General features: G+C 63.2%; 16 protein-coding genes. 12 read left to right on the forward strand and 4 right to left on the reverse strand.

Annotated features, from left to right (window positions below):
* Positions 1-34: 34 nt before the first annotated feature.
* Genes L867_RS0106335 through L867_RS0106345 form a run of 3 tightly spaced genes read left to right on the forward strand, consistent with a single transcriptional unit; the run spans position 35 to position 2491 of the window.
* Entirely contained in the window at positions 35-1372 is a 1338-nt protein-coding gene (locus L867_RS0106335) for a TadE/TadG family type IV pilus assembly protein (protein ID WP_028736098.1), read from the forward strand.
* A 10-nt stretch (positions 1373-1382) separates the two neighbouring features.
* A complete protein-coding gene (locus tag L867_RS0106340) occupies positions 1383-1895 on the forward strand; it encodes a TadE/TadG family type IV pilus assembly protein (RefSeq protein WP_028736099.1) in 513 nt (170 codons plus the stop codon).
* Positions 1892-2491, forward strand: coding sequence for a TadE/TadG family type IV pilus assembly protein (locus L867_RS0106345; protein WP_037172680.1), 600 nt, complete (start codon positions 1892-1894; stop codon positions 2489-2491). The genes L867_RS0106340 and L867_RS0106345 overlap by 4 nt, the downstream gene beginning before the upstream one ends.
* A 49-nt stretch (positions 2492-2540) precedes the next feature.
* Here L867_RS0106345 and L867_RS0106350 read toward each other — a convergent pair whose 3' ends face one another.
* Both L867_RS0106350 and L867_RS0106355 read right to left on the reverse strand, forming a co-directional pair.
* Positions 2541-2990, reverse strand: a complete 450-nt coding sequence (locus L867_RS0106350; RefSeq protein WP_028736101.1) for a DNA polymerase III subunit chi — start codon at positions 2988-2990, stop codon at positions 2541-2543.
* 20 nt (positions 2991-3010) lie between these two features.
* A complete protein-coding gene (locus tag L867_RS0106355) occupies positions 3011-4519 on the reverse strand; it encodes a leucyl aminopeptidase (RefSeq protein WP_028736102.1) in 1509 nt (502 codons plus the stop codon).
* Positions 4520-4737: 218 nt separating this feature from the next.
* On the opposite strand from L867_RS0106355, the gene L867_RS0106360 reads away from it, so the two are divergent.
* The 7 genes from L867_RS0106360 (at position 4738) to rsmA (ending at position 13199) form a co-directional block, all read left to right on the forward strand.
* Complete coding sequence (locus tag L867_RS0106360; RefSeq protein WP_169734065.1) at positions 4738-5514, forward strand: phosphatase PAP2 family protein; 777 nt, start codon at positions 4738-4740, stop codon at positions 5512-5514.
* 109 nt (positions 5515-5623) lie between these two features.
* Positions 5624-6802 (forward strand): LptF/LptG family permease, encoded by a 1179-nt coding sequence (locus L867_RS0106365; RefSeq protein ID WP_028736104.1) that lies wholly within the window; start codon positions 5624-5626, stop codon positions 6800-6802.
* Entirely contained in the window at positions 6799-7881 is a 1083-nt protein-coding gene (gene lptG, locus L867_RS0106370) for an LPS export ABC transporter permease LptG (protein WP_028736105.1), read from the forward strand. Before L867_RS0106365 ends, lptG begins: the two co-directional genes overlap by 4 nt.
* Positions 7881-10238, forward strand: a complete 2358-nt coding sequence (locus L867_RS0106375) for an LPS-assembly protein LptD (RefSeq protein ID WP_028736106.1) — start codon at positions 7881-7883, stop codon at positions 10236-10238. Before lptG ends, L867_RS0106375 begins: the two co-directional genes overlap by 1 nt.
* A gap of 150 nt (positions 10239-10388) precedes the next feature.
* Positions 10389-11327, forward strand: a complete 939-nt coding sequence (locus tag L867_RS0106380) for a SurA N-terminal domain-containing protein (RefSeq protein WP_028736107.1) — start codon at positions 10389-10391, stop codon at positions 11325-11327.
* 19 nt (positions 11328-11346) lie between these two features.
* Positions 11347-12372: a 4-hydroxythreonine-4-phosphate dehydrogenase PdxA gene (gene pdxA, locus L867_RS0106385; protein WP_028736108.1), complete on the forward strand. Its 1026-nt coding sequence runs from the start codon at positions 11347-11349 to the stop codon at positions 12370-12372.
* Complete coding sequence (rsmA, locus tag L867_RS0106390) at positions 12372-13199, forward strand: 16S rRNA (adenine(1518)-N(6)/adenine(1519)-N(6))-dimethyltransferase RsmA (RefSeq protein WP_028736109.1); 828 nt, start codon at positions 12372-12374, stop codon at positions 13197-13199. Before pdxA ends, rsmA begins: the two co-directional genes overlap by 1 nt.
* Before the next feature lie 18 nt (positions 13200-13217).
* On the opposite strand, the gene L867_RS24695 is transcribed toward rsmA, so the two are convergent.
* Positions 13218-14168 (reverse strand): choline sulfate utilization transcriptional regulator, encoded by a 951-nt coding sequence (locus tag L867_RS24695; RefSeq protein ID WP_051438850.1) that lies wholly within the window; start codon positions 14166-14168, stop codon positions 13218-13220.
* Between the two features lie 102 nt (positions 14169-14270).
* Between L867_RS24695 and L867_RS0106400 the strand changes: the two genes are divergently transcribed.
* Together L867_RS0106400 and betC are read left to right on the forward strand one after the other, a co-directional pair.
* Positions 14271-15230: a choline ABC transporter substrate-binding protein gene (locus L867_RS0106400; protein WP_051438851.1), complete on the forward strand. Its 960-nt coding sequence runs from the start codon at positions 14271-14273 to the stop codon at positions 15228-15230.
* A gap of 43 nt (positions 15231-15273) precedes the next feature.
* Complete coding sequence (gene betC / locus L867_RS0106405) at positions 15274-16761, forward strand: choline-sulfatase (RefSeq protein ID WP_037172797.1); 1488 nt, start codon at positions 15274-15276, stop codon at positions 16759-16761.
* Between the two features lie 137 nt (positions 16762-16898).
* Here betC and L867_RS26350 read toward each other — a convergent pair whose 3' ends face one another.
* Positions 16899-19085, reverse strand: coding sequence for a methyl-accepting chemotaxis protein (locus L867_RS26350; RefSeq protein WP_084638471.1), 2187 nt, complete (start codon positions 19083-19085; stop codon positions 16899-16901).
* Positions 19086-19144 lie beyond the last annotated feature (59 nt).

The raw sequence follows: 19144 nt of genomic DNA on the forward strand, positions 1-19144 counted from the left end.
GCGCGTCAGGTGCTCTCAACTTTCGGTAATGCGTATGAACTGGCATATTCGCAGCTTTCTCGGCGACCGCCGCGGCAACATCGCCATCACCTTCGCCTTTTTGCTCGTGCCGCTCATCAGTGCTGTCGGCATGAGCATCGACTATGTGCGGGCCTACAACATCCGCACCAAGATGCAGGTCGATCTGGACACCGCGCTGCTCTCCGTCGCCCAGGACATCGGCACGCTGAGCGACGACGCCATCGAGGAGCAGATCCGGAACTGGTTCGCGGCGCAGACGAACCTGACCGACAAGGGCTACGAACTGAGCGATATCGACATCGATACGACCAGTCAGGAGATCACCGCCAAGGCCAAGGTGACCGTTCCGACCACCCTGTTGAGGATCGCCGACATCGACAGCGTGGACGTGAGCGTCAGTTCCTCCGTCGCGGGGCCCGGCTCTTCCTACATGAATGTCTACATCGTGGTCGATAAATCGGCGTCGATGATGCTGGCCGCGACAAGTGCCGGCCAGACCGCGATGCAAGAAACGGCGGACTGCGCCTTTGCATGTCACGTTTCCGAGGGCAGCCACACCTACAAGGGAAAGACATATTCGACGAACTATGCCCTGGCCAAGGCGATGGGCGTGCAATTGCGAACCGACGTCGCCTTGAGCGCGGTGTCGGAGGTGCTCGACATGATCGACGTCTACGACTCGGCACACCAGCGCATCAAGGTTGGGTTCTACACTGTCGGCAAGACTGCGGCCGAAGCCATGGCGCCGACCTATTCGACCACGACGGCACGCAAGGTGCTGAGCAACGACGCCAAGAAAATGACAGGTGCGACTTCAGAGGATGCCACCTATTTCGACTATTCGCTGACGGCGCTGAAGAAGTTGATCGGCACGGCCGGTGATGGCAAGACGGCGAACTCCCCGATGAAGCTCGTCCTCATGCTGACCGACGGAATCCAGTCCGAGCGCAACTGGGTTCACCAGACGGCAAACGGCATCCGCTTCCCCACCGCGGTCGACAGCCTGCGGAAAGCCACCACGCCGCTCAATCCGGATTGGTGCGACAATGTAAAGGATCTCAATGCCGCCTTCGGCGTCCTTTATACCGAATACCTGCCGATGACTTGGGACTGGGGCTATAACGTCACGGTCGGCGAGAAGATGTCGACCAGCGTGTTCTCCTCGGTCTGGGGCGGCAAGATGCAATCCGGCAGCAAAAACAAGACCAGACAGGCCTATATTCCGATCGCACTCGAAGAATGCGCATCCAGCAGCGACCTGTTCCTGCAGGCGAGTTCGGCCGCCGAGATCGAGGCCGGTCTCTCCAGCCTGTTCCAGCAATATGTCGCCAAAGTGCGGCTGACGAACTGAGGAGGACGCCATGCATGTGAGCCGGCGTCTGATCCGGGACAGGGAGGGAGCGGCGGCCATTGAGTTCGGCCTGATGGCCATGCCGTTCTTCACACTGATCTTCGCCATTCTCGAAGTGGCATTCATGTTCTTCATCGACAGCTCGCTCGATGCCGCCCTGCAGATGACCGCGCGGCAGGTGCGGACAGGGAAGGCAAACACCGAAAACTGGAGCCTTGAGACCTTCAAGTCCAAAGTCTGCGGGAACATGTCGCTCGCGTTCGACTGCGAGAAAAAGCTGCTCGTCAAGACGACGGCCATGGCCGACTTTTCCTCCGTGAGCTACGTGTCCGCCGTCAAGGCTGGCAAGATGTCCGTCGAGGAGAGCTTTTCGGCGGGCGAGTCGGGCGACTACATGCTGATCCAGGCCTTTCTGCCATTCGACAGCGTGCTCGCCTTTGCCGGGGTCGACGCCCATACCCTCGACGACGGCTCCTACGCCCTGGCGGCATCCGCTCTGTTCAGAAACGAGCCCTTCGAATGACGATGCCCCACAAGCTCATCAACCGAGTCTGCCGTTTCCGGCCGCGAGCACCTGCGCTTGCCCGACGTTTGTTCCAGGACCGCAGCGGCCTGTCCGGCCTGGAGTTCGCCATCCTTCTGCCGCTGATCGTCATGCTGTTTGCCGCCACGCTCGACCTCGGTGAGGTCCTGATGGTCAACAGGCGCGTCAACCAGATCGCGGCGACCACGAGCGACATCGTCACGCAGGAGCCGGACTGGTCCAATCAGCAATTGAAGACGCTTCTCGAGGGATCGACCAGCATTCTCGAACCCTTCGTCGCGGACCCCGCCACGGTCCTGGTTTCGGTGCTCGACATCGACAGCAAGGGCCAGGCGACCGTCAACTGGTCCTATGGCTACAACACCACGGCGCTTAGTGCCGGCGCGCAGTCCCCGGTCGACATACCGTCGACGATCAAGGAACCCGGCGTGCAGATCGTGGTGACCGTGGTGAACTTCGAAATGACCACCACCTTCACCTCGCTCCTGTCGAAGGTGACGGGGCTGGACAGCTACCAGCTGAGCAGCAACGCCTTTGCCCGACCGCGGGTCGGAGACACGGTCGAACACAAGTAGGCCATCCGCAGCATAAGGCCCGTGCGCCGGGGAGCCGCCGGAACCTCGCTCACGCCTTCTTTTCCCAGCGGCCCTCGTTGCTCTGCTGCCAGTAAGTCAGCTTGTGGCCTTCGGTCTTCAGCTTCTTCCACTGGCCGCGGGCGCCTTCGAGTTGTTCCTGATTATGGCCGTCGAAGACGAACACGACACGCTCGTAGTCAAGCGCCTCCGGCGGCTCGGCGCCGTCGACCTGGAAGCGGACGGTGGCGCCATTGCGATTGTCCGGTTCGGTGGTGATCAGCACGGGCTGGCCTTCCGCCCCTTCGACGGAATCCGTACCGTGGGGCAGAAAGCTGTCGTCGCGAAAGGTCCACAGATGCGTATCGAGCGCGTCGCGGCGCACGGGATCGGCGGTCTGGACCGCTACTTTCCAGCCGCGCTCGACGCTCTTTTCGAGAAGCGGCGGCAGGGCATCCTCAAGCTTCGATTCCGTCAGATGGTAGAAGAGAATCTCGGCCAAGACCCCTGCCCTTTCCACTGTCACGCTTCGTAGTTGGCCCGGACCAGTTCGTCGAGCAGGCGCACGCCGAAGCCCGAACCCCAGGACTGGTTGATCTCGTCCGAAGGCGAGGCCATGGCCGTGCCGGCAATGTCGAGATGGGCCCAGGGCGTATCCTTGACGAAGCGCTTGAGGAACTGTGCGGCGGTGATCGAGCCGGCATGACGGCCGCTCGAATTCTTCATGTCGGCGAACTTCGAGTCGATCATCTTGTCGTAGTCCTTGCCCATTGGCAGGCGCCAGAGACGCTCGTTGGTGGCAAGACCGGCGGCCAGCAGCTTTTCGGAAAGCGCATCGTCGTTGGAGAACAGACCGGCATGCAGGTTGCCGAGCGCCACCAGCACGGCACCCGTCAGGGTCGCCAGGTTGACCATGAATTCGGGCTTGAAGCGGTCGTTGCAATACCAGAGCGCATCGGCGAGCACGAGGCGGCCTTCGGCATCCGTATTGATGACCTCGATGGTCTGACCGGACATCGAGGTGACGATGTCGCCCGGCCGCTGGGCATTGCCGTCAGGCATGTTCTCGACGAGGCCGATGATGCCGACGACGTTGGCCTTGGCCTTGCGCGCGGCCAGCGTGTGCATCAGGCCGGTCACGGCGGCGGCCCCGCCCATGTCGCCCTTCATTTCTTCCATGCCGGCGGCCGGCTTGATCGAAATGCCGCCGGTGTCGAACACCACGCCCTTGCCGACGAAGGCGATCGGCTTGTCCTTGGCCTTGCCGCCCTTCCACTGCATGACGACCAGGCGGGGCGGACGCACCGAGCCCTGCGCCACGCCGAGCAGCGCGCCCATGCCGAGCTTCTTCATTTCCTTTTCGCCGAGGATCTCGATGTCGACGCCGAGCGCCTCGAGCTTCTTCGCCGTTTCGGCGAATTCCTCCGGGCCGAGCACGTTGGCCGGCTCGTTGACGAGGTTACGGGCCAGGACGACGCCCTCGGCCACGGCGTCGGCGTCGGAGAAGGCCTTCTTCGCAGCCGATGCGTCGGCCGTGACGATGGTGACCTTCACGTTCTTGTCGTTGGCGTTGGCCTCGTCGTCGCCGTTGGTGTCGTTCTTCTTCTTGGTCTTGTAGGTGTCGAACTTGTAGGCGCGCAGCAGCATGCCGAGTGCGAAGTCAGCGGCAGCCTTCGGCGAGATTTCCAGACCGGGAACGTCAAGGAAGATGGTGGCCTTGTCCGCGCCCTTGAGCGCAGCCGCGGCCTTGCCGCCGGCCTTCAGCCAGTCATGCGCCGTCAGCGCGGCCGCCTTGCCGAGCCCGACGACGACCATGCGGTCGGCCTCGGAACCGTGCGGCGCAACAATGTCCAGGACGGACATGGACTTGCCGGTGAACTTTGCGACCTTGGCAGCCCGGCCGAAGATGCCGGCCGGATCGGCATCGGCGACGCCGGCCGGAAGCTCGGCTTCGACCGTCTTCAGCAGGATGGCGACACCTCCGGTAACGCGATGGGACTTGGAAAAACTGATGTCGATCTTGCCGGTCATGGGGACTCCAACGGACAATAGAAGGGAGAAAAGATACGGACCGCGATCTTCTCCTTTTCCGCCTCGAAGGCAAGGAAAACCGGACTGCATACAGCGACAATCCCCGATGGACGGAACGTGATCGCGCTGCCTCTTGTCAGGCGAAGGCGACTGCGGATAGGTTCCGCGCGCTCCTCGCCGGCTCGGTGGGGGCCCTGCCCGTCGAGATGGAACCGCCTTTGCCGAAGCCCGACCACCAAGCCCTGATCGAAGCGATCCGTCGCGATGCAGACGCCTATCGCGCCTGCGTGCTGGCGCTCGCTCTGCTCACCCTCTGGTGCCTGCTGCTGGCGATCTTCCATTTCGTCCCATCGCTCGACATTTCGACGAGCGCCGCGTTTTTCGAGAGGGCCACCTGCCCCGACGGGACCGCTCCGGGCGTGGTTTGCGGCGACTTCCCCTATCGACTGGACGCGCTCTTCCTCTTCCTGCGCAAGGTGCTGTTCTATGCGCCGTCCGCCGCCGCCGTCGTCGTCCTGATCGCCCTCATCATGGCGCTGCAGCACCATGGCGCCACCTATGAGCCGCAGAAAGTCCGGCGCTACAGCCAATCGCTGATCGCCTTCCTGCTTGGTCCCTATGTGCTGGTCAACCTGCTGCTCAAGAGCTATTCCGGCCGCCCGAGGCCACACCAGACCGACATCTTCGGCGGCGACCTGCCGTTCATGCCGGCCGGGTCGTTTTCCGGCCTGTGTGAAAACAATTGCTCGTTCATATCCGGCGAGGCCGCTGGCGCGGGATGGCTGATCTGCCTGATCCCGCTGCTGCCGGAACGGCTTCGCCTTGCGCTGGCACCGGGGATCATCGCTGTCTCGCTGGTGACGCCTGCCTTCCGCCTATCCTTCGGGGGGCACTATCTTTCCGACGTGGTTCTCGGCTGGCTGTCGTCGCCCGTGGTCTTCGTCCTGGTCGTCGCCGTGTTCGAAATAGCGCGAGTGCGGAAAAACGCAGCATGACAGGCAGGAAAAGCGAAGGCGCGCTGTCGCCAAAAAGCCGCAGGCGTCGTAGAGAGAGCCAATCCTCAATCGCGGGCGCGATCCGGTTTCCGCGCTCCCAGGGAACGGCATGAAGCTTCTCGAACTCTACATCCTGCGGCGTGTCGGCCAGATGTTCCTCACTGCGCTTCTGCCGGTGCTGGCGATCATCTGGACAACGCAGGTGCTGGCGCGAATCAACCTGGTGACCGACAGCGGCCAGTCGGTCGGTTCGTTCATGAAGCTCGCGACGCTGATCCTGCCGACGATCATCCCGGCCGTCCTGCCCTTCGCGCTGGTGATCGGCATCACCCAGACGCTGACGGCGATGAACAACGATTCGGAGCTCGCGGTCATCGACGCAGCCGGCGCGCCGCGCCGCACGATCTCGAGGCCGCTGCTGATCGCCGCCGCCGTGCTCAGCGTCTTCTCCTTCTTGATGGCGAATTTCGTCGAACCGAAGCTGCGCGTCAGCACCCGCGAGATGATCGCCGCCGCCTATGCCGACCTTTTGTCGACGGTCATCGAGGAGAAGAGCTTCCGCCGCATCGAGGACGGTCTCTACGTGCAGATTTCCGAGCGCCTGTCGGGTCGCGTGCTGCGCGGCCTGTTCGTCGCCGATTCGCGCGACCCGGCCTACTCGCTCATCTACTATGCCCGCGAAGGCGCGGTGGACGAGAGCGGAACGGCGCTGGTGATGAAGGACGGCGAGGTGCAGCGCAAGACGCCCGAGGGCGAAGTGTCGATCGTGCGATTCGATTCCTATTCCTTCGACCTGTCCGACCTGTCGCAGACGCGCAGCCAGGCCCGCCTGCACGCGATCGACCGCGATCTCTCCTTCCTGCTCAATCCCGATCCCAACGACCCGGACGTGCAGAAGAACGGCGGCGAATACCGCAGCGAATTGCATCGCCGCATGAGCACCTGGGCGATGCCGCTGGTGTTCGCGCTGATTTCGCTGGTCATCTGCGGCAATGCCCGTTCGCATCGCGAGGCACGGCTGCATCCGATGGCCTCGTCGCTCGCCATCGCGCTTGGGCTCTACTGGCTGTCGAACTACACGGTGAAGCTCGCCGAAGGCGACGCGGTCTATGTGCCGCTGGTCTATGCGGTGCCGCTGGTCGGCGGCGGTCTTTCCGCCTTCCTGCTGTTCAGCGGACGCCAGTTGCGCTTCCCGCGCGTCATCCGCCACGCGGCGGCGCGCCTGTGGAACGCGATGTCGGCCTACTTCCCCCGTCGCGAATCATCCGGCAAGGGTTCCGCGCCATGATGTTCACGCTCGGCCGCTACTTCTTCCGTCGCTATGTGACGACGATGCTCTGGTTCCTCGCCGGTGTCATCGCGATCGGCTATCTGATCGACTTCAGCGAGACGTCGGGACGGCTTGCCGGGCGCGGCGTCTTTTCGGTCTGGGGCCTGCTGTGGCTGACCGCGCTTCGCCTGCCGCTTATCCTGCAGCAGACGATCCCCTTCATCACGCTGTTCGTCGGCATGACGACGCTGATCGCCCTCAACCGGAAATCCGAACTCGTGGTGGCGCGGGCCGCCGGCATATCCGTCTGGCAGTTCATGACGCCTTTCATCGTCGGCGCCTTCCTCGTCGGACTGGTCACCTCCTTCGTCGTCAATCCGCTCGCCGCCTGGGGGCAACGCCAGGCGTTGCAGATCGAGGCAAGCTCGCGCGAGAGCGGGGCGCGGCCCTCGTCCAACTCGGTGCCGTGGCTGCGCCAGATCAGCGGCAAGGCCGACGTGATCATCGGTGCGGAGACCGTTCTGGAGGACGGAACCTTCCTCGTCGATGCCGTCCTGATCCATTTCGACAGCGACGGTCGCATCATCCTGAGACAGGATGCGCACTCGGCGAAATTGAAAGATGGTTACTGGATGCTTACCGACGTGACGGAAACCCGTCCCGGTGACGTACCCACAAGGCTCGCCACAGCCAAAGTCAGTACCAATCTGAAACAGGAATTCGTCCAGGAACGTCTGGCGCAGCCGGAGACCGTTGCTTTTTATGAGCTTTCTCGAAAGATCGCGGTCGCAAGATCGTTCGGCGTGTCGACCAAGGCGCTTGAGACGCAGTTCCATTCCCTGCTTTCGCTCCCTTTCCTTTTGGTCGCAATGACGCTGATTGCTGCAACCGTTTCATTAAAATTCAGTAGGTTCAACCAGTCGCGCTCGGTGATTCTGGGTGGAATCCTGTCGGGCTTCGTGCTTTATGTGGTTACCGTGCTTGTAAAAGCATTCGGAAGCAGCGGTGTCGTACCGCCGTTCGTCGCGGCCTGGGTTCCAGTCGTCGTGGCGATGGCCTTGGGAGCGACAATCCTGCTTCATCAGGAGGATGGTTAGTGGCGGTAAGTGACCGCGAGAATATCAGAAGGCTAGCCCTAGCCCTGCTGACGGGAGTCGCCGTGTGCGCTTTGGTGTCGCCGGCCGTCGTCGCGCGTGCCCAGGACAGCCAGCCGGCCGCTTCACTGGCGACCGATATTCCCGAAGATGCAAAACTCCTGCTGGCAGCCAATGAACTGCTTTATGACCGTGACGCCGAACGCGTGACGGCTGTCGGTGGCGTGCAGATCAACTATGGCGGCTACCAGATGGTGGCCCGCAAGGTCGTCTACGACCAGAAGAGCGGCCGCATGACGGCCACCGGCAATATCGAGATGATAGAACCGGGCGGCAACCGCATCTATGCCGACTCGCTCGACGTGACCGACAATTTCGCCGACGGCTTCGTCAAGGCGCTCAGAATCGAGACCACCGACAACACGCGCCTTGCCGCAGAGAGCGGCGAGCGTGTGAACGGCACGGACATGATTCTCAACAAGGGCGTCTATACCGCCTGCCTGCCCTGCGCCGATCATCCGGAACGCCCGCCGCTCTGGCAGGTGAAGGCCGAGCGCGTCATTCAGAACGGCCAGAAGCATACCGTGCGGCTGGAGAAAGCCCGCTTCGAACTGTTCGGCCGCACGATCGCCGTTCTGCCGGCGATCGAGGTTCCCGACCACACGGTGAAGCGCAAATCCGGCTTCCTGTTTCCCGAGATGCGGACTTCGGAAAACCTCGGCTTCGGCTTGACGGTTCCCTACTATTTCGCGATTTCGAACCAGCGCGACGCAACCGTCAAGGCGACCGGCTTCACCAGCCAGGGCGTCTTGCTGGATGCAGAGATTCGCCAGCGTTTCGAGAACGGCACGGCCAGCTTGCGCGCCGCCGGCATAGACCAACTGCATAGCGAAAACTTCGATTCGGGCACCAGCGACGCCAATCGCGACCAGCGCGGCATGGTCGCATCCGAGGGCAAGTTCCAGATCAACCCGCGCTGGACCTTCGGCTGGGACGTGATGTTCCAGAGCGACAACAATTTCGCCCGAACCTACGGCCTCGAGGGCCTGGACGACACGACCCATACCAATCAGGTCTACCTGACCGGTCTCGGCAAGCGTAACTCCTTCGACATGCGCGGCTACTATTTCGACGTCCAGGACGCCGATACCGAGAACACCGCCGAGAAGAAGCAGCCGACCGTGCTGCCTTCCGTCGACTACGCCTATTATGCGCCCGAACCGGTCGCCGGCGGCCAGCTTTCGGGCAACCTGAACTTCACGGCCCTGTCGCGTTTCAAGTCCGACGAATTCGACGTCGATACCAATGGCGACAGTGTGGACGACCTGACCCGTTTCCGCGGGCTCGAGGGCACGTCGAGCCGCCTGTCGGGCGAACTTGAATGGAAACGCACGCTCAGCGTTCCGGGCGGCCTGCAACTGACGCCGCTGCTCGCCGCGCGGGGCGACGCATTCGGCCTCGATCTGAATGCGCCGGTCGGTTACACCGGCAACTTCACGACCGAGACGACGGAAACCCGCCACATGCTGACGGCGGGTCTCGAAGCCCGCTATCCGGTGCTGCTGACCACCAACAACAGCAGCCACATCATCGAGCCGATCGCCCAGATCTACGCGCGCAACGACGAGCAGCTGGCGGGTCGCCTGCCGAACGAAGACGCGCAGAGCTTCGTCTTCGACGCGACCAACCTGTTCGATCGCGACAAGTTCTCCGGCTATGACCGGGTCGAAGGCGGCACCCGCGCCAATGTCGGCCTGCGCTATACCGGCTCCTTCGACAACGGCTTCGGCGTCCGCGGCGTGTTTGGCCAGTCCTATCACATCGCCGGCCTGAACTCGTTTGCCACCGCCGACCTCGTCAAGGTCGGCGCGGATTCCGGCCTCGAAACCGATGTCTCCGACTTCGTCGGCATGGCCGGCGTCGACATGCCGAACGGAATGTCGCTGGCAACCAATGTTCGCCTCGACGAGCGCACGCTGGCGCTCCGGCGGACTGATGCAAACGTCTCGTTCTCCAACGAGAAACTCCAGACGAGCCTGACCTATTCGCAGATCGCTGCCCAGCCGGAATACGGCTTCACCGAACGCAACGACGAGATCCAGTCGGCAAGCTCGATCAAGGTCAGCGAATACTGGTCGCTGTTCGGCTCGGTCACCTGGGACCTCGACGAGAGCGTGATCAACCGCAAGGGCATCGGTATTTCCTATGCCGACGAATGCACGGTCTTCTCGCTGGTTTACTCCGACAAGTACGACCCGGAGAAGGAATCGGCGAGCGACTGGTCGATCGGCGCACGCCTGACCTTCCGCACACTCGGCGACGTCAAGATCGGCGACACGCAGCTTGCCGGGTTCGATTGAGGCCGGTTTGCCGGTAAAACCCATCGCTATCGCGGGTTCACGTCATTGTTTCGCCGCACGGATTGTGCAATCGGTGCGGCAGATTATACTTTCACCGGACTGTGCGTAGGTGGGATGAGTACACTGCTGCTCCCGCTGGAAAGGAAGATGATGGCCATTGCAATGAAGGGGAAGCAGATGCTGATCGCCTGCGCTGTCGCGCTGGCGATCATCGCAGGTGACGCATCCGTCGTCAGCGTCGCTCAGGCAGCGAGCCAGGTCGTCGCCGTCGTCAACAAGACGGCGATTACGAACGGCGACGTCGCGCGTCGCGTCGCATTCCTTCGCCTGCAGCGCCGCAAGGGCAATCTGAACCAGGTCGCCAAGGAAGAACTGGTGGACGAAGCGCTGAAGCGCCAGGAAATTGCCCGCGTCGGCATGTCCGTCAGCACCACCGAGGTCGATGCCTCCTTCGCCCGCTTCGCCAGCGGCAACAAGCTCACCCCGCAGCAGTTGACCGGAATTCTTGGCCAGGCCGGTGTCGGCGCCGAGCATTTCAAGGCCTATATCGCCGTCTCCATGAGCTGGCCGCGGCTGGTGAATGCGCGCTACGGCACGAAGGGGCGGCTGTCCAACCAGGACCTCGTCACCCGCCTGCTGGAAAAGAAGGAAAAGCCGGTCACGACCGAGTATTTCCTCAAGCAGGTGATCTTCGTCGTCCCGGCTTCGAAGAAGGGCATCACCGGCAAGCGCAAGGCCGAAGCTGAAGCATCGCGCGCCAAGTTCCCGGGCTGCGACGGCGCCATGGATTTTGCCAAGAACTATCTCGACGTATCGATCCGCAATCTCGGCCGCGTGCTCGAGCCCGAGCTGCCGCCGGAGTGGAAGCCGCTGATCGAGAAGGCCAACGGCGGCACGACGGGTACCCGCGTCACCGAGCGTGGCGTCGAGTACCTGGCGATCTGCAACCAGCGCCAGGTCTCCGACGACGTCGCGGCCGAAGTCGTGTTCCGCGCCGAGGATCTCGGCAAGGAGAAGCAGGACGATAATCCGAACTCCAAGAAATACCTCGAAGATCTGCGCTCGAAGGCCCAGATCCTTTATAATTGAGAATTGAGCCGAGCACCGGATGACCCCTGCCAACGACCTTCCTCTTGCGCTTAGCCAGGGCGACCCGGCAGGCATCGGTCCCGACATCGCGCTCGCCGCGTGGGTGAAGCGGGCGGAATACCAATTGCCGCCCTTCGTCTTCATCGGCGATCCGGCCGTGCTGGCGGTGCGCGCCCGGCAGCTTGAGCTTGACGTTCCGCTCAAGGAAACGGATGCAGGCGGTGCCGTCGGCCTGTTCGACAAGGCCCTGCCTGTTCTCCCCGTCCCGATCGGCTTCGACGTCGTCGCCGGAGAGCCGCATATCGCCAATGCCAAGGGCACGATTGCGGCGATCGAGACTGCCGTGCAGCTCTGCTTCGACGGCAAGGTCCGTGCCATGGTCACCAATCCGATCGCCAAGGCAGTGCTTTATGAAGCAGGCTTCGGCTTCCCGGGGCATACCGAATTCCTCGCCGACCTTGCCAGGCGCCGCACCGGCGAAACCTACCGCCCGGTGATGATGCTGGCCGGCCCCAAGGTTCGTGCCGTCCCGGTGACGATCCATATCCCGATCAAGGACGTTCCCGGCGCGCTTTCCGAGGCGGCTATCGTCGAGACCTGCCGGATCGTCGCCACCGATCTCAAGAACCGTTTCGGCATCGCCCATCCCCGTCTTGCCGTCGCCGGGCTTAATCCGCATGCCGGAGAAGGTGGCGCGATCGGCCACGAGGACGAAGACATCATCCATCCGGCCATCATGAAGCTGCGCAGCGAGGGCATCGATGCCTTCGGCCCACTTCCGGCCGACACCATGTTCCATGACCAAGCCCGCCGCCGTTACGACGTGGCCATCTGCATGTATCACGATCAGGCGCTGATCCCGGTCAAGGCCCTCGGCTTCGACGATTCGGTCAATGTCACCCTCGGCCTTCCCTTCGTGCGCACCTCGCCGGATCATGGCACCGCGTTCGGCATTGCCGGCCAGGGCATCGCTCGCGAGGATAGTCTGGTCGCGGCGCTGAAGCTTGCAGAGACGATCAGCCGGACGAGCGAAGCGCAATCCTGATGGCTGCAATCGACGGACTGCCGCCGCTGCGTGACGTCATCGCCCGTCACGGTCTCGATGCGCGCAAGGCGCTCGGCCAGAACTTCCTGCTCGACCTGAACCTCACCCAGAAGATCGCCCGAACCGCGGGGCCGCTTGAGGGCGTCACCGTCTTCGAAGTGGGTCCCGGGCCGGGCGGGCTGACCCGCGCCATCCTGTCGCTCGGCGCCAAGAAAGTCATTGCCGTCGAGCGCGACGCGCGCTGCCTGCCGGCGCTGGCCGAAATCGCCGACCACTACCCCGGGCGTCTCGAGGTGATCGAGGGCGATGCGCTGAAGACCGACTTCGAGGCGATGGCGCCGGAAGGCCCGGTCAAGATCATCGCCAACCTGCCCTACAATGTCGGCACGCAGTTGCTGATCAACTGGCTTCTGCCGCGGACGTGGCCGCCCTTCTGGCAGTCGCTGACGCTGATGTTCCAGAGGGAAGTCGGTCTGCGCATCGTCGCCGACGAGAGCGACGACCATTATGGCCGGCTCGGCGTGCTGTGCGGCTGGCGCGCCGACGCGCATATGGCCTTCGACGTGCCGCCGCAGGCGTTCACCCCGCCGCCGAAGGTGACCTCCTCGGTCGTGCATCTTGTGCCGAGACCGCAGCCACTTCCCTGCGACGTGGAAAAGCTCGAACGGGTGACGCAGGCCGCCTTCGGCCAGCGCCGCAAGATGCTGCGCCAGAGCCTGAAATCACTCGGCGGCGAAGCCCTGCTTGCCAAGGCGGAGATCGATTCGGCACGCCGTGCCGAAACCTTGTCAGTCGAAGAGTTCTGCCGCATCGCCAATCTGCTGTAGCGGCGACAGGCTGGCCGGCTATTGGCCGCCAGCGACCGTGGGTGCAACCTGGGCGCCCTCTTCCGGTGCCCCACCGTTCGCCTCCGCGACCAGCCAGTCCGCCAGTTGCTCGACGCCTGCACGTCGTGCCTTGGAGACGAGCAGCCAGTAGCCGCGCTCCTTGCGTTCCAGAACGGCCCCGGCGCGGCACAGCATGCCGCTGTCGATGATCTGGTCGACCAGGCCGAGCCAGCCCAGCGCCAGCCCCTGCCCTGCCAGCGCCGCCTGGATGACCATGGCATAGGTATTGAAACTCATGTCGCCGAGCATGGCATCGGCCTTTCGGCTCGCCCCGGCTTGCGCCAGATAGCTTGTCCATTCGAACCACGGTGACGGCACGGCGGCATCCAGATGGATCAGCGGCACGCCCGCGAGCGCACCCGGATCCTCGAACGGGCCGTGCCGTTCGAGGAAGGCCGGGGTGCAGACCGGCAAGACCCGCTCCGGCATCAGCAGGATTCCGTCCTGGCCGAATTCTCCGCGCGATCCGAAGGCAACGGCGATGTCGGAATCCACCTCCCAGTCAGGGGCAAGGCGTTGCGTGGCGACGATCTGCAGATCCAGTTCCGGATGGGCCTGACGAAACGCGTGCATGCGGGGAATGAGCCAGAGGCTCGAAAAGGCATAGTCGGTGCAAAGCCGGATGACGGGCCTCTGACTGGCGGCGCGCATGACGCGCTCCAGTTCATCCATTTCCGCGACCGTGCGGGCGGCGATGTCGAACACCCGTCGGCCCTCGTCCGTCAGAGCCACGCCGCGATGCAGCCGGCGCAGAAGAGGCACCCCGAAACTCTGCTCCAGCTGGCGGATCTGATAGCTCACCGCCGGTTGGCTCAATCCTCGTGCACGTGCTGCGGCCGACAGCGAACCGCGTCGGCCTATCTCGACCAGGAGCCGCATCCATCCGAGGTCCACCGGCGCATCTGCCATAAACACTCCTTATGTCAACGATCGAAATTCTCCAGCTTCACAGCCTATCGCAGTTTCCGTTTCAATAAAGCTAGCGAATGTCAAAAAAGAGGGAACGAAGACATGCTTAAGAACAAGGGCTTGACCAGATACTGGCTCGGCGGCGTCGCGCTCGCCGTTTCCATCGGCGCAGCCGCACCAGCTGTGGCCGCCGATGCCGAGAGCTGCCGGACCATACGCCTCTCCGATCCCGGCTGGACGGACATCACCGCGACCAACGGCGTGGCGTCCGTGCTGCTCGATGGGCTCGGCTATCAGGCCGAGGTCAAAACGCTCGCCGTGCCGATCGGATACCAGTCGATGAAGAACGGCGAGATCGACGTCTTCCTCGGCAACTGGATGCCGGCGCAGCAGGCCTTCATCGACGACCTCAACGCCGCCAAGGCGATCGAAGTGATCAACAAGAATCTCGAAGGCGCCAAATTCACCCTGGCGGTGCCCACCGCCTCGGCCGATAAGGGCGTCAAGGACTTCGCCGACCTCGAAAAGCATGGCGACGACTTCGAACGCACGATCTACGGCATCGAGCCCGGCGCACCGGCCAATCTCAACATACAGAAGATGATCGATGCCGGCGAATTCGGGCTGAAGGACTGGAAGCTCGTCGAATCCGGCGAACAGGCCATGCTCTCGCAGGTCGAACGAGCGACGAAGGAAGGCAAGGGCGTGGTCTTCCTTGCCTGGGCACCGCATCCGATGAACGAGCGTTTCCAGATCACCTATCTCTCCGGCGGTGACGCCCATTTCGGTCCCAACTACGGCGGCGCCGAAGTCTATACACTGGCCCGCACCGGCTGGTCGGAGACCTGCCCGAACGCGGCGAGCCTGTTCAAGCAGCTCAAGTTCGAAGTGGGCATGGAGAACGTGCTGATGGGCGAGATCCTTGGCGGCAAGGATTCCAAGGAGGCGGCGAGCGCATGGCTCAAGGCCAACCCCGCAGCGCTCGAACCCTGGCTGGCGGGTGTGACCACGTTCGACGGCAAGCCGGGTGCCGACGCGGTCAAGTCGTCCCTCGGGCTCTGAGAAGGAAAACGTCGTGCAATCCCGTCCCAACATCCTGATCCTGATGGTGGATCAATTCAACGGCACACTGTTTCCGGACGGGCCGGCCGAATTTCTCCACGCACCCCATCTGCAATCCCTGGCGGAGCGCTCCGTGCGCTTCGCCAACACCTATACGGCCAGCCCGCTCTGCGCGCCTGCCCGCGCCTCGTTCATGTCAGGGCAATTGCCGAGCCGCACCCGCGTCTACGACAATGCCGCGGAATTCGCCTCCGACATTCCGACCTTCGCCCACCACCTGCGCAATGCCGGTTACCAGACCAGCCTGTCGGGCAAGATGCATTTCGTCGGCCCCGACCAGTTGCACGGCTTCGAAGAACGGCTGACCACCGACATCTATCCCGCCGATTTCGGCTGGACGCCCGATTATTCGAAGCCGGGCGAACGCATCGACTGGTGGTACCACAATCTCGGTTCCGTCACCGGGGCGGGCGTGGCGGAAATCACCAACCAGATGGAGTATGATGACGAGGTCGCCTACCATGCGACACGCCGCCTCTACGATCTGTCGCGCGGCCAGGACGAGCGCCCGTGGAGCCTGACGGTGAGCTTCACCCACCCCCACGACCCTTATGTGGCCCGGCGCAAGTTCTGGGACCTCTACGAGGACTGTCCGGCACTCGACCCGGCCGTTCCGGCGATCCCCTACGAGGACCAGGACCCGCATTCGAAACGGCTGATGGATGCCTGCGACCACACGGCCTTTGCCATCACCGACGAGGACATCCGCCAAGCCCGCCGCGGCTATTTCGCCAATGTCTCCTATGTCGACGAGAAGATCGGGGAGATCCTCGACGTGCTGGAGCGGACCCGCATGGCGGACAATACCGCCATCCTGTTCGTCTCCGACCATGGCGACATGCTGGGCGAGCGCGGTCTGTGGTTCAAGATGAACTTCTTCGAGGGATCGGCCCGCGTGCCGCTGATGCTCTGTGCCCCCGGGCTGGAGCCGAGGCTGGTCACCGAGCCCGTATCGACGCTCGACGTCACGCCGACGCTCGCGCGCCTTGCCGGCATCGACATGTCCGCGCTCGCCGCCTGGACCGATGGGGAGGACCTGCTGCCGCTTGCGACCGGCAAGGGGGCACGCAGTCCTGTGCCGATGGAGTATGCGGCGGAGGGTTCGATTGCGCCGCTGGTCGGGTTACGGGACGGTCGCTTCAAGCTGACGCTGTGCGATCGTGATCCGCCGATCCTCGTCGACCTTGAGGAGGATCCGCAGGAACTGCACAATCTCGCAGGTCAGCCGGCCCATGCCGAAACCTTCCAGCGTCTTGAGGCGGCAGCGGCCAAGCGCTGGGACCTCAAGCGCTATGACGCTGCCGTGCGGGAAAGCCAGGCGCGGCGTCACGTCGTCTATGCGGCGCTGCGCAACGGCGCCTACTTCCCTTGGGACTACCAGCCCTTGCAGAAGGCATCCGAGCGCTACATGCGCAACCATATGGATCTGAACGTGCTTGAGGATAACCAGCGCTTCCCGCGCGGCGAATGAGGCAGGCCGGCAGGCGGCGGGGCGGATCGCCCGTCTTCCGTTCACCAGAGCCTCTTGCCGACACATCAGAGGACCCGGTGACGCAGAAAGAGAGACGGGGGCCAGAGCCCCCGTCGATAGTTGGATCGAAGAGACGATCAAGCGGCACGCGCGGTACCGCCGCGCCCTGCCTGCGTCAGGCGAAAGAGCGCCACCTGCCCGTTCAGCCTGTTCGCCTCGTTGGCAAGACCGTGCGTAGCCGCACTGGTTTCCTCGACCATGGCTGCGTTCTGCTGCGTCACCTGATCCATCTGCCCGACAGCAGCACTGATCTCGCCAAGGGCAGCCGACTGCTGGCGCGCGGCCGAAATGATTTCCCTGATCTCTTCATTGATTTTGAACACGTGCGATTCGATGCCGCGTAACGCCTCGCCGGTATTACCCACCAGGGTCACGCCAGTCTTGACTTCACCTGCCGATCGGGCAATCAGCTCCTTGATCTCGCGCGCGGCCTGTGCAGAGCGTTGGGCGAGTTCCCGCACTTCCTGGGCAACCACAGCAAAGCCTTTTCCGGCTTCGCCAGCACGCGCTGCTTCGACACCGGCATTGAGCGCCAGGAGGTTGGTCTGGAAGGCGATCTCATCGATGACGCCGATGATCTGGCCGATCTGGCCCGACGACTGCTCGATTCGGCCCATCGCATCCACGGTATCGCGGACCACGGCCCCAGAATGTTGCGCATCGACCGTTGCGCGTCCCACCAACCCGCCAGCCAATTCGGCGCGACGGCTCACGTCGCGCAGGCCCGTGGTGATCTCGGCAATAGACGCGGATGCCTCCTCAAGGGCCGCTGCCTGCCTTTCCGTGCGCTGCGCCAGATTCTCGGCGGCATGCTGCAGTTCACCCGTGCCGCCATGAATGATCCGGGTGCTGTCACCGATCGTCGACATGACCGCCAGCAACCTGTCCATCGAGCCGTTGAAGTTATGGCGTAGCGCGTCGAGATCCTCGGCAAACGGCTGGCTCACACGATAGCCGAGATCTCCAGCGGCCAAGGCGTCGAGCGCGTCGGCAAGCTGGTCGACAGCGAAGGCGATCTGCGTCGCCCGCTCGGCCCGCTCCTGCTCGGCCTGACGTTCCCTCGCCTGTTTTGCGGCGAGGTTGCGCATCTGCTCGTCATGCTCGCGCGCCGCCTGCTCCTCGGAATTGGTGATGCACTGCCGAATGGCCTGCCCCATGCGGCCAATTTCGTCCTTGCCCTCGGAGTGGATGAGATGGACATTGGCCTCGCCGGCTGCCAGTCGCTGCACCGCGTCCGTCAGCATGCCCAGGGGGCGGACCACGGTATAGGTAAGCGAAGTGGTCAGCACGAACGCGACAAGGAATCCGCTTCCGACGATGGCCAGAACCACGACAAGGTGCTGAAACTCGGCTTCGGCGATATTCGTCGCATCCTGGACGATTTCCGCGAGCGTCTTGTTCTCGACCTCCTTGAGTTGCTCCATCCGTCGGGTCGTCGTGGCGAACCACGCACCCGCATCGAGGCCGGACAAGTCCTTCGACGCGTCGAAAGACAGCAACTTCTGCCGGTATTCCTGGACCTTACCGGCCTCCTCCGTCTCGATTCCCGCCTGAAACCGGGAGCGCACGTCTTCCGGCAGGAGCTCGATGTACTGGCCTAGCAGCGCCTTCTGCGCGCCCTGCAATCCGGCGAACTCAAGATAGGTCCTGGAATCGAGCGCCCCCGCCGTGAGGTATCCGTTGCCCATGCCTCGCTCCTGGCCGGCCACTTCCTTGGCATTCATCAGCAGGCTGTAGGCGATCAGTTTTCCGGTAATGCTCTTCGACGTGACCGCCAGCGAAAACTCCCGGGACAGGTTCATAAGATGCACGATGACGCCCGTGTAGTAACCGAATGCCTCGGGTCGCTCGACTGCCAAGCGGTCGATCCTGCCGCGCATTTCCACGAGGCCATCAAGTTCGGTGCGGATCGCCTCGGCGTGCCGGGTCATTCGGGGATCGTTCTCGGCCGTGATATTCTCGACCACGACTGACATCGCCTGAACATGGGGCGCGGCCTTGTCGCGCAACGCAGCCAATTCGGCACCGCGCTGCTGGCCTTTCGATCCAAGAAAACCGGCCGTCATGCCCCGCTCGGCTTGCAGTTCGTGGACCAGATCGCCAATCAGGGCGAGATCGGCACCGACATCCTGTAGATGCCTGGCATCGCGGTAACTCTGCAGTGTGGCCATGGCCTGCAGGAAGGAGAGAACTGCAGCGGCGGCAAGCGGCACGGCCAAGGCAGCAAGCAATCTCCATTTTACAGGAACATCAATAAGACGCATGTCATCCCCCGAAAGACGCCCGACGCGGGCATAAAAACCTGGGACACTCTATGCGTGCC

The sequence above is a fragment of the Paenirhizobium selenitireducens ATCC BAA-1503 genome, from assembly GCF_000518785.1.
Lineage (GTDB): Bacteria > Pseudomonadota > Alphaproteobacteria > Rhizobiales > Rhizobiaceae > Allorhizobium > Allorhizobium selenitireducens.